Source organism: Salipaludibacillus daqingensis, assembly GCF_029891575.1.
In the GTDB taxonomy this organism is placed as follows: Bacteria; Bacillota; Bacilli; order Bacillales; family Salisediminibacteriaceae; genus Salipaludibacillus; species Salipaludibacillus daqingensis.
In genome coordinates, this window is record NZ_JARZHF010000013.1 from 22,706 (window position 1) to 34,378 (window position 11,673).

13 protein-coding genes are annotated in these 11,673 nt (G+C 37.1%); 8 read left to right on the top strand and 5 right to left on the bottom strand.

Going from position 1 to position 11,673, the window contains the following annotated elements; genetic code table 11:
* Nucleotides 1–200 precede the first annotated feature (200 nt).
* Nucleotides 201–683 (bottom strand): PaaI family thioesterase, encoded by a 483-nt coding sequence (locus QDN89_RS20420; protein ID WP_280772027.1) that lies wholly within the window; start codon nt 681–683, stop codon nt 201–203.
* 724 nt (nt 684–1,407) lie between these two features.
* On the opposite strand from QDN89_RS20420, the gene QDN89_RS20425 reads away from it, so the two are divergent.
* The 4 genes from QDN89_RS20425 to QDN89_RS20440 all read left to right on the top strand — a co-directional run bounded on the left by QDN89_RS20425 (nt 1,408) and on the right by QDN89_RS20440 (nt 5,441).
* Complete coding sequence (locus QDN89_RS20425) at nt 1,408–1,806, top strand: nuclear transport factor 2 family protein (RefSeq protein WP_280772028.1); 399 nt, start codon at nt 1,408–1,410, stop codon at nt 1,804–1,806.
* Between the two features lie 65 nt (nt 1,807–1,871).
* Nucleotides 1,872–2,171 carry a hypothetical protein gene (locus QDN89_RS20430; protein WP_280772029.1) on the top strand — a complete coding sequence of 100 codons (300 nt, stop codon included), beginning with the start codon at nt 1,872–1,874 and terminating at the stop codon, nt 2,169–2,171.
* 74 nt (nt 2,172–2,245) lie between these two features.
* On the top strand, nt 2,246–3,706 hold the full coding sequence (locus QDN89_RS20435; RefSeq protein ID WP_280772030.1) for a protoglobin domain-containing protein: 1,461 nt from the start codon (nt 2,246–2,248) through the stop codon (nt 3,704–3,706).
* Between the two features lie 484 nt (nt 3,707–4,190).
* A complete protein-coding gene (locus QDN89_RS20440; RefSeq protein ID WP_280772031.1) occupies nt 4,191–5,441 on the top strand; it encodes a TraB/GumN family protein in 1,251 nt (416 codons plus the stop codon).
* Between the two features lie 197 nt (nt 5,442–5,638).
* Here the strand turns inward: QDN89_RS20440 and QDN89_RS20445 are convergent, their stop codons facing one another.
* Together QDN89_RS20445 and QDN89_RS20450 are read right to left on the bottom strand one after the other, a co-directional pair.
* Nucleotides 5,639–5,797, bottom strand: a complete 159-nt coding sequence (locus tag QDN89_RS20445; protein ID WP_280772032.1) for a hypothetical protein — start codon at nt 5,795–5,797, stop codon at nt 5,639–5,641.
* Between the two features lie 51 nt (nt 5,798–5,848).
* Nucleotides 5,849–6,130, bottom strand: a complete 282-nt coding sequence (locus QDN89_RS20450) for a hypothetical protein (RefSeq protein WP_280772033.1) — start codon at nt 6,128–6,130, stop codon at nt 5,849–5,851.
* A gap of 288 nt (nt 6,131–6,418) precedes the next feature.
* Between QDN89_RS20450 and QDN89_RS20455 the strand changes: the two genes are divergently transcribed.
* Both QDN89_RS20455 and QDN89_RS20460 read left to right on the top strand, forming a co-directional pair.
* Nucleotides 6,419–7,408 (top strand): D-alanyl-D-alanine carboxypeptidase family protein, encoded by a 990-nt coding sequence (locus QDN89_RS20455; protein WP_280772034.1) that lies wholly within the window; start codon nt 6,419–6,421, stop codon nt 7,406–7,408.
* 53 nt (nt 7,409–7,461) lie between these two features.
* A complete protein-coding gene (locus QDN89_RS20460) occupies nt 7,462–8,547 on the top strand; it encodes a Gfo/Idh/MocA family protein (protein WP_280772035.1) in 1,086 nt (361 codons plus the stop codon).
* 81 nt (nt 8,548–8,628) lie between these two features.
* Here QDN89_RS20460 and QDN89_RS20465 read toward each other — a convergent pair whose 3' ends face one another.
* Both QDN89_RS20465 and QDN89_RS20470 read right to left on the bottom strand, forming a co-directional pair.
* Entirely contained in the window at nt 8,629–9,075 is a 447-nt protein-coding gene (locus QDN89_RS20465) for a GDYXXLXY domain-containing protein (RefSeq protein ID WP_280772036.1), read from the bottom strand.
* Entirely contained in the window at nt 9,072–10,235 is a 1,164-nt protein-coding gene (locus QDN89_RS20470; RefSeq protein WP_342394394.1) for a DUF2157 domain-containing protein, read from the bottom strand. Before QDN89_RS20470 ends, QDN89_RS20465 begins: the two co-directional genes overlap by 4 nt.
* Before the next feature lie 319 nt (nt 10,236–10,554).
* On the opposite strand from QDN89_RS20470, the gene QDN89_RS20475 reads away from it, so the two are divergent.
* Complete coding sequence (locus QDN89_RS20475; protein WP_280772038.1) at nt 10,555–10,650, top strand: YjcZ family sporulation protein; 96 nt, start codon at nt 10,555–10,557, stop codon at nt 10,648–10,650.
* A 169-nt stretch (nt 10,651–10,819) separates the two neighbouring features.
* Complete coding sequence (locus QDN89_RS20480) at nt 10,820–11,527, top strand: nucleotidyltransferase domain-containing protein (RefSeq protein ID WP_280772039.1); 708 nt, start codon at nt 10,820–10,822, stop codon at nt 11,525–11,527.
* Nucleotides 11,528–11,673: the final 146 nt, after the last annotated feature.

Sequence of the window (11,673 nt, forward strand, 5' to 3'; positions counted from 1 at the left end):
GAGAAACAAGTTCCTAATTAGGAACGCAGTGTTCCATACGTTTATTGGAGGAGAAAAATATGTTTTCAAAACATGGAAAAGCACTCGCTCGATAACCATCGAACAAGTGCTTTTATAAAATGTTTTCACTATTATTAATATATGTCAGTGCTTCATTTAAAAATTTACGTAAATGCCAATCACCATACCAGTTAATTTAATTAGCTTTCTGTAAATTTCTTAGACATGACGACTCCAACTACTTCCCCTTTTGCGCAAAGCTGGCCGTTTGCATAAACTTCTGTATGTACTTTCCATTTCTTCGGGTGAATCGCTTCCACTTTGCCAATGGCTTTTAATGGCACACCATGGGGCGTCGGTTTCAAATAGTCCACGTGCAACGAAGCCGTCACAAACCTCGGAGGTTCCGCGCCGTCTCCAAGTTCATGTCCATTTTGTCTATGTAACGCAAGAGCAGCTGATCCTGTACCGTGACAATCGATTAAAGAAGCCATTAATCCACCATAAACAAATCCAGGCAAAGCCATGTGTTCATCTCGTGGTGTATAGATGGTAACCGTATGATCCCCATCCCAGCCAGTCTTTAGCTGAAGTCCATCTTTGTTAAGTCTGCCACAACCGTAACACCATGCGAAATCGTCCGAATAGTAATCTTGCACAGCATATTCGACCTTATCAACCATATATAAACCCTCCTTTTAAAAAAGTATATCATAGGAAATGGTATATTTGTAAGCGTTATCACTATAGTGGGGAAGACGTGATTATTTGGGGATACCGTGAATCAATTATTAAATGAAGTGGAATGTAACTTGAAGGGATGACGTTTTATGTGCATGTAAGTGAGAGTAATCTATCATATTTAAAAAATTAGCAAGTGTAACTAAATCGGGGATAAGTGCTACAAGATGGAGAGGTAGGGCAAAAAGTTCGAGTGTGGGAAGCGCCACAAAATAAGGACTAAGTGCAACATGTTTGAGCCGAAACGCAACAAAATTAATATGAACGCAACAACATAGCTAAGAAAGCAAAAAAGACCTTCACATATTCTGATGACGTGATTATTCCAAGTGAATAAGAGCACCAAAACAATGAAAGGAAGATGAAAAATAGTAATTTTTATGGATGAGGTAATTCCATTTCAAATAGTTATTTAAAAGGAAACCATTTTTATCAATATAGCAGAAACACCTATAAAATAGCCTGAACAGCATTGCTCTCACACCCTTTTATGAACTAGGGTGCAACAAAATATGGAAATTATGCATAAAATGATATTTTATTTATAAATGACAATGATCAAATTGCTTGTTAATCTGGTTCTTGAATATAGGTATCAGTCTAGAGTAGAATCTTTGTTAAGAAATAGCGTATAAAATAAACTTAGAAGCAACGAGGTGATTGGTTTTGGAAGAAGAAAAGGATGTAAAGAATCACTTACTTCAACTAGAAAAAACACTATTAGAACCTGAAGTTCGCTCAAATCCACAAGAAATCAAAAAACTGTTAGCGAAAGATTTTTTCGAGTTCGGAAGTTCAGGACGTATTTGGCGGTTAGATGATCAGATTGGAGACGGAGGACTTAACAAACAAAACCATAGGAAACTATCTCTATATGATCTTGACGTAAATTTGTTAGCTAATGACGTTGCATTCGTTACTTATAAAGTGAATGATGAAACGAGAAAACAACATACGTTGCGGAGTTCGATATGGAAAAAAATAGAAGGGGAGTGGCGGATGTATTTCCACCAAGGGACAATCATCCAAGAGGTGAACGACTATCATGACTTTTCACTGATATAAAAAGGGAAGCATAGAAGCAAGACGTATGATCATGAAACGCCTTTAAACCATGAAGGAGGAAAACGATGGATCACGTAAATAGTGCTTTGAATACAATTTTGGAAGACTGGAAACGAATGCAGAAAACAGAAGGAGATGAAGGAGAGGAAGCGGCGGAGCGATTTGAAACGAACTTCTATCGATTTAGTGAAGAGTTTAAGCGCTGGTTCCAACAGCTAGATCATCCACCTCAAACATTGGAAGAACTAGAAGAGATGGAAGAGGTTAAAAGGATACAACAATCACTACCTGATCCTCTCCAATTGAACTTCACTATTGAGATGGAAGAAATCATCGATGGTATCGAAACAAAACGGTATGATTGAACAAATGTAAGCATAAAAAGAAAATGAATTCCATTCAAAAACACGGAGTCTCACATAGATTCGGTGTTTTTTGTGTGGAATTCAGAGAATTTATTGTTATTGTCTTGAACCAAAGTGACCACATTAGTAATGATGAAATAGGTATAAAAGATCATATTTTGTTGATAATTGTCGGAATTACCAATATAATAATCTTACTAAAACAAAAAGGTGAAAGTGGAAGGGGTATTGTATTGAGTCTGTTAAGCATTTTCCAAACTAAAAAAGTAAGAAACCAATCAGATTTATCTTTTAATGGTAAGGTTATCATAGACCCGCCATCAAAAGAAGCTAAGCAACAATTAATGTTAACACAAATAGCAGAAGAAGATCTGCATGTATTGCAATCGATGAAACCATTGATAGAAGAGAATCTGGATCAGGTAATGGATGAATTCTATGATAAGTTGTTAGCTGTGCCTGACTTAGAAAGAATTATCAAAAAACATAGTTCAACAGACCGTTTGAAAAAAACATTGCGCACTCATATTATCGAAATATTTGATGGTGTAATAAATGAGGAGTTTTACCAAAAAAGAGAAATAGTAGCTAAAGTTCACCTTATGATTGGACTAACTCCTAAATGGTATATGGCTTCTTTTCAAAGCTTAACTCTTTCCATGATAAAAATCGTTGTTGAAAATATTCAACTCCCAAACGAACAAAAAATAGCACTCGGTGCCATAACAAAAATGTTAAATTTTGAACAACAGCTCGTTTTAGATGCTTATGAAAAAGAGAATGTATTAAAAACGCAAGCGGGTGAAGATAAAGTTAAACAAGATTTAAAAAATAAAATAACGTCCATTACAGAAGAACTAGCAGCCCTTTCAGAAGAAACGTCAGCATCTGTTGAGCAATTAGTTCATACTAGTAATGACGTTAGTGATACGATTATAAATAGCTCAACAAAAGCAGAACAGACAAAAAATATTGCGTTAGATAGTAGCTCAAGCATGGATAAATTAGCTAGTGGGATGGATAATTTAAAAGATAAATCTTATGTGATGAATGACCTAACTGTGAAGTTAATCGATTCTTCTGAGGAAATAAAAAGGGTTATCGGAATTGTAAAAGGGATTGCAGATCAAACGAATCTATTAGCCTTGAATTCGGCAATTGAAGCAGCTAGAGCTGGAGAGTATGGGAAAGGTTTTGCAGTTGTTGCTGATGAAGTACGTAAGTTAGCAGATCAGACAAAAAATTCAGTAGAAACAATTGAGTCATTAGTTGAAAAATCATCTTCATATATTTCCAAAGTCAATCACGCCATTGAAGAAGTTAATCAATTGATAGAAGTCGGTTCTGAAGAAACATCAACGACTGCTGATTCTTTTCAACAAATTATAGACTCAATGACTGAAGGAACCAAATTCGTTAATGAAGCTGAAAAAGAATTCAAGTCATTATTAACCGTTATGCAAGAGATAGGTGATGCCTCTACAAGAGTAGCAGAATCAGCGGAAGACCTTAATGAAACAGCGAAGGAAATATAAAGCAACGAAAGAAAACGAATAACAGGAATAAGGATAAAGAAGGATGTTGTTTTTAAAGTATGTTTGTTAATCAAAGCTGAAGGCATAGTTTAATAATGCACATTTGCCTCTGGAACTTAGGATATTCCTAAGAATCAGAGTTTTTTTGTTTAATAGAGTCTCAAATCTCTATAGATAAAATACTCTAAGTAAAATAGTTTGGAGGTCTTATATCGTCCGACTAAGGAAGAGCAGCGTAATTGGAAAAGGTGAAGAAACCACGATACAATTCATCAGAATAGATAAAAGAAAATCGTGTGCTGATCTGACCATCAGTGCGCGTTTTTTTACTTTACAACGTAAAATATATAACTTACCATTAAGTGGGAATAATTGCATAATTAGCAACTTTTCCACATGTTTTTTCAAAAAACAGGAACTTTTGTCGCATCAAAACCGTATGAAAAGATGGAAATGTACACAGGAACAAAAGGGGATGGAAAAAGTGAGAAAAAGTTTAGGAATGAAGCAAGGCCTTATTGGAACGCTTGTTTTATTAGCTGCATGTTCCCCATCAGACGACGGAGAAGTCTCGTTTTCTGATGATGGGTTAGAAGATGCGGTTCAGGAAACAGCAGGAACCGAGGGGGAATTAACCGCAGAAGAGGTAGAAAGCATCGAACATTTAGAAGCAGTTGATGCAGGTATCACGAATATCGAAGGCATCGAGTCACTCAACTCGTTGAAAACGATTGACTTTCGTGAGAACGCCATCGAAGATTTCGAACCGTTACTAGCATTAGATCATTTAGAAGAAATCCATGTAGGAGACGTTTTTTTCACCGAAGATATCGAACAGAACAATGCTATCGAAGAAGTCATGACAAAACTTGAAGACGATGGTGTTGAAATCGATGCTAGAACTCGATTGGCCTTTCCAGAACACGACGGTGTTTCGAATGGATTGTTTTATGAAGTTACGCATGATGATCAGACCGTTTATTTGTTCGGTTCGATCCATGTCGGGGACGAAAGCCTTTACCCACTCCGAGACGAAGTAGAATCGGCCTTTGCTGAATCATCAAGCTTGTCCGTTGAAATCGATATAGACGACATTAATGAAATGGAAGCAAGTGCCACCATGATGAACATGGGCTCGTTTCATAATGATGATACTTTAAGAAATTATGTTGAAGATGACACGTTTGAAGAGATTTCCGGATATTTATCAGAATTCATGATTCCAGCTGAGTATATTGAACAATTTCAGCCTTGGTTCGTTTCCATGTTATTAAACGACTGGGGAAGAGAACAAACAGACTTAACAGGTGATGAAGGGATTGATCAATATTTCATCGATGAAGCTAATGAAAGAGATTTAGAAATTATTAGTCTCGAAACACTAGAAAGTCAATTACAAACAATCAGTTCAGCACCACTCGACGAACAAACTGACGGCTTACATGCTACTCTTGATGGACTCGAAATCTATGAAGAAGAAATGGAACAAATGCTCAACCTCTGGAAAAAAGGAGATGTAGACGTCTTTGAACACCTTCGTGATAACGATGACGAACATGGAACGGAAATGATGGACATGAGAGACGAAGAAATGGCCAACCAAATCGTCGACTACTTAGAAAGCGGTAGCGGAGAAAGCTACTTTGTCGTCGTCGGTGCCCTCCACCTAGCAGGTGATACAAGCATTCCAGGGCTCCTTGAAGCCGAAGGATATGACGTTACATTTGTAGAATAAGAAACGAACATACTCCTTTGGTAAAACGCAGGTCAATAAGATCCTACGAACATCAATCATCTTCAAAAACCTCTGAACCTAGTGAACTCACTTGGTCTCAGAGGTTTTTCTATACTCACGGGAATGACGAGTCATATTTAACTTAGGCTCTTCGTTTTCGATACTAGACTTAAATAAAAGATCTGAATGGTGTACTTCTATAATAAAAAGGAAAAGGAAACAATCACAACAGAAATATAAAAGCCAATGTCAAACCAAGCTTTGCTACCAACATTAATAAGATTTATCGCCTTATAGCCGCACCTAGCTATGATAAAGACCCAAGCAATTTGAATGAGTATTTCGGGAATAACCAAAGCCGACGTCCCTCCTTTTTGGTTGGCTGATTTTAACTATGTTTATGTTCCCTAACTAATTGCTATGACAGAAAGTTCATGCATAAATGTAACTATATCACTTCCATAAATCATCTCTTTAGAAAGGGTTAACAATGGTTTTACTTTTCTGTTTCCTTCGACAGGTACATTTAGCGATGGGGGAACCTTTTCTGTAGGTTTAGTCACAGCAGCACGACACGCGACTGGATGGAAGTTAGATATTTTCGGTACAGAAGGAACGTTAGTCATGTCGGAAGATAACAAAGTGCTTGTAGGACAAGGACAAGAACCTCTTACAGAAGTAGAACTCATGCCAGATCTCAAAGAAGATTAACAAATGAGCAAGGTGGCTGCTAATTACTACAATGCCTTTTATCGCATGTTAACCAATTCCATAAAGCAATCGTGCTAAACGATTTATTTTATATAAACGAACCGCATGGCATTCCTAATGGAAGACCATGCGGTTTCATGTCCCTAACCCTCCGATAAGATAACTACTCTTAAAAAATCTGTTTTTTGAAAACGAATTCATTTATAATGAAGAGAAACGCATAAAGAACAAAAATAGATGAACAAGTTGAAAGGTGGTCTAACATCTTGAAAAGCAGAAGCATTAGTATTTTTCTTATTCTTGTGATCTTTTTTTCTACTTTTTCAACAGGACACGCTCATCCGGAGGACAGGCTTCGCTTGAATAGCGAAGCGGCAATTTTAATGGATGCAACAACAGGTCAAATCTTATTTAATCAAAATGCTTCAAAGCAAATGTATCCAGCAAGCATTACGAAAATGATTACTGGATTGATTGCGATCGAACAAGGAGATTTAGCGGAAACGGTTTCCGTTAGTAAAAAAGCTACCGAAGTTATTGGAACGACAGTTTATTTGTTAGAAGACGAAGAAGTAGAGTTAAAACGTCTAGTAAAAGGTCTTTTAATTAATTCTGGTAATGATGCAGGAACGGCGATTGCCGAACATCTTGCAGGAAGTGAACGCATGTTTTCTAGCACAATGAATGATTTTGTAAAAAAGATTGGGGTTAGGAATTCAAATTTTACGAATCCACATGGATTATTCGATGAAAATCATTATACAACGGCTTATGATATGGCAAAAATCGCGCAATATGCGATGAAAAATGACTTATTCAAAAAAATTGTAGGTACAAGGGAACTAGAATGGAATGGTGAGGGATGGGAAACAACGCTCTATAATCATCATCGTCTTATAGATAATTTTGAAGGGGTAACTGGGATTAAAAATGGGTACGTATCCAAGTCTGGATTCACATTGGTCACTTCTGCGGAACGAAATGGTGTAGAATTAATTGCTGTAACATTAAATGCCGACTCAGCAGATATAGGGTATGACGATACGATGAGATTATTGAACCACGGATTTGACAACTATTTAAACTCAAATCAAGCATACTTAAGTCTATTTAGCAATCCGTTCATTTCTCCAATAAAAGGAAATATTCCATCGAATTCTCATCATGGTTTATCTTTTATTGGTCGAGGGTTTGACCTTGAAAGTAATCGACAAATCATGGTACTTATTGAACAACTCTTATTAGATATTGACTAACTACCATATTAAATTTAGCAATCTATTAAACCACTTTTCAGGAGGAATCAATTATGAAAAAGAAGTTGAACGTAGGTATTATCGGTTGTGGTGGAATTGCACTTGGAAAACATTTGCCTAGCTTGACAAAATTAGAAACAGTGAATATCGTTGCTTTTTGCGATACGATACCGGAACGAGCGAAAGAAGCAGCTTCGTCTTTTGGAACAGAATCTGCAAAAGTATTTGAGGACTACAAAGCTTTATTGAAAGATCGTTCGATTGATGTCGTTCATGTGTGTACACCGAACATCTCTCACAGTGAAATATCCATTGCTTCCTTAGAAGCTGGAAAACATGTCATGTGTGAAAAGCCAATGGCGAAAACCGCTGAAGAAGGTCGTCAAATGGTGGAAGCAGCAAAACGCACAGGAAAGAAATTGACGATCGGTTACCAAAATCGGTTCCGTACAGATAGCCAATATTTACATAAAGTTACGTCTAGTGGTGATCTTGGAGAAATCTATTATGCCAAAGCACATGCGATAAGGAGACGAGCTGTCCCAACATGGGGAGTGTTCTTAGATGAAGAAAAACAAGGGGGAGGTCCTCTTATCGATATAGGAACTCATGCCTTAGATTTAACCTTATGGATGATGAATAATTACAAGCCAAAAGTGATTATGGGGTCTACTTTTCATAAGTTAGGAAAAAAAGAAAATGCTGCAAACGCATGGGGACCATGGGACCCAAATAAGTTTAACGTGGAAGATTCGGCGATGGGTTTTATAAAAATGGAAGATGGAGCAACGATCATGTTAGAAGCGAGTTGGGCGCTGAACTCCTTGGATGTAGATGAAGCAAAGTGCTCCCTTAGCGGGACAGAAGGTGGAGCGGATATGAAAGATGGTTTACGTCTTAATGGAGAGAAGTATAGTGAATTATTTACGAAAAAAATAGAGTTAGGTGCCGAAGGTGTAGCTTTCTATGATGGAGCAGAAGAGAGCGATGCTGATAAAGAAGCTAGGTTATGGATCGAAGCGATTTTACAAGACAAGGAGCCGGTTGTGAAACCGGAAGAAGCATTAGTAGTTACCGAAATACTAGAAGCAATTTATACTTCTGCTGAAACAGGAGAACCTGTATTTTTGAACAAATAAGGTAGGTTTGTCATCTCAGGAGACTTTACTAACACGTGATTGCCAGTGCTCTTATGCGCTGACGATCACGTGTTTTATTAATTATTCGTTTCTTATTTCTAAATCTTTAGGTCGAATAGAACCCCAAGGTGCAACATCAACTGTCAGTTGGAGATCTCTAGCATCCTCTAGTTCTGGACCTAGACCTTGTTCCACATAAAATTGCTCTAGCTGTTCGGTCACAATTCGATTGTCATAGGAGTACCCACGAATAGCCCCGAAGAATGGTTCATTTTCAATTTTGTCGATGACAGCAAAACGGTCAGGCCCTTCTTTTATTGTAAAGTAAATAGTGCCTGGCTCAATGGTGTCCGTTGCTGTTAGGTCGGGATATTGAAGCATGACGTATTCTCCGTAAAAAGGATCGAATGGATCATAAGGTTCCGCACGGAGGACATACGATTCCCCAAACCATGATATGGCATAAAAGCTAAGGACAAGGATCGAAACAAAAAGAGTTTGAGCGAATGGAAAAAGAAAATTTTTCATGTTATCGCACCTTCTTTCTTGCGATTAATCCACCAACCAATACCGGAAAGAATAAATAGCAGGAGGGCACCGATTAAGAAAAATAAGGACATGTCCAATCGTTCCCACACATAGATGACATAGATCACAAATTGCACAATGATGAAATAGACAAAACCAAGTGTTAGTGATCTTTCTTGTCGTTGTGCCATAATTAAATAAGAAAGTGCTGATAGTTGTGCAACAATTGCGATACCAATTGCTGTGTCGTCAACTAATAGCAGACCGACGGTACCAAGAATTGCGATCCATGATATCGTACGAAACTTGATAAAACAAAGTCCGAATATCCCAATACTAACAACGGCTAATAAAATCACTTCTAACCAGCTGAAATCGATAAAAGATAAATTGGCTTCTCCACGTACCCCAAGATAGACGATTAGCTGTATCGCACCAATAATTAAGTAGAGTGGACGAAGGATTGGTTCCTTTTGAGGTGCAAGGATTAGAAGGAAAACAAGCGTGAATAATGTCCAGATTGGCCATAATGCACTAGTGTAATCAATTAAGCTCCATAACATTAACCCCGAACCAAATAATAAAAGCCAACTGAATACAATTGGCAAAGCTTCTTTACTGAAGTAAAACCACGCAAGTGTTATAGCGATAAACAATCCCCACTCTACCCAGCTAATCGCTGGAAGGGCAGATGTTAAAACTTGTAATCCGAAAAAGAAGCCAACCAAAGTATAAGACATGTGTCGCCAATAAAAATAGTGCCCCAAGGCTGCAAGGAACATCGCCCAAGGTAAAACGGAGTTCGATAAGGAAAAGTGGAACGTTTGAGCTGTAACAATGATGCTTGCTGCAAACATAGCTAGGCCAATAAGTCTAAACAGGATTGGCCAACCGAATTGTTTTCGTTCGGCAGCGTAACCAAGACCATAAAAGATCCACATGAGAAGTAATACGAGAGAAACTTTCAACAAGTCAGGCATGAGTTGCCAATTTGCTGCAATAAAGCTAAAAATAGCAAGTGCCAAGAAAATAAGACTGATCATTAACAGCAGAGGTACTTTCTTCTTTTGTGGTTGCTGTTTCTCAAAAGCCAATATTCGCTCAATGGATGCTTGATCAATGAAACCTTCATCTCGCCACTGATACAACTTTCGCTTCATTTCCACGTTCGTCACCTCCGTAATGTGTTGTTATCTTTATTATAACTCTTTTTTAACAGAATAATTTGAATATTATTCCTATTTAATAAATGCTTAATAGGAATATATGTTATCGTGGTTGAATTTTTTTAAATTTGGCAACTTCAAAGTTGTTTATTCAATTGGCATTCACTCCCCTTTTATAATGCACGATAATCTTGTCCTAACTAAACAAGATATTTCTAACCCGTGACAAGTACCGTTCGCAAATTGGAACTCAACGACATATGTTATTTATGCGAAGAACTTTTCGCAAAAAGTTATGAAAGGAGGATTCTTCATGTCGTATGCTCATAAACCTGTTAACAACTTTGCATTGATCGTCGTCCTGTTTATTTTATTAGTCATCGTAGGAACAGCCTATGTGACTTGGTAAATACAACGGGAATAAAATTTGAAACCTCTTTATGAATGACGAGCAAAGGCAATTCTTGCCTTTGCTTTATATACATAGATCATAAGTTAATTAGATACATATAAAGCATAAAATTCGGAGGTGATTAGTATACATACGTTGACTAAGATTAAATGAAGGAGGAGAAGTGGTGAAAATAGTAAGTAAACAAGCAGCAATTGCTTTTATAAACGAAAAATTTCCGAATTGTGATGTTGCGTTATTAGCTGGAAGTGCTGCAAGAGACGAATTAACTAGCCATTCAGATTTGGATGTAGTGATTCTAGATCAAACACAATCATCCAATTTTCGTCAATGTTTCGTTTGGCATGATTGGAAAATGGAGACGTTTGTTTATAATCATCCCACATCTCTTTCTTTTGCATTTGATGCAAGTCGATTGGAGGCTATTCCAACGATTCCTCGCATGTGTGCTGAGAGAATCGTTTTAAAAGATAATGGATTAGCTTCACAAATAAAAAGTCAAGCGATGGATGCTTTATATAAAGGACCAGTAAAATGGACAAAAGACAATAAAGAATCCATGCAATATATGATCTCGGACCTACTAGATGATTTAAGAAGCAATATAAATGTGGAAGAGAAAATATTTGTAGCTTATAAGCTATTTGATTATGTCGCCGAATTCACACTGAGAGCAAATGGTCATTGGATTGGATATGGAAAGTGGTTGTATCGCTCTTTATTAAATTTTGATGAGCAGTTTGCAAAACAGCATCTTGACGTTTTTCAGGATTTTATGAAGACTGGAAAAAGTGAGCCTTTATGTACTTTTATAGATAACGTATTAGAACAACATGGTGGAGAATTGTTTGAGGGGTATATAGATCGCCTATAAAAAAGTGACTCAACGAGCCCAATTTTGAATGTGAAAATTGTGTCGCTTTTATGAATTCGTCAAGGGTTTTGATTTTTTAGTTATTTTTCATGATATATTTTAAGTAACTTAATATTTAATGCAGAGATGATGAGTATCGCATGAAC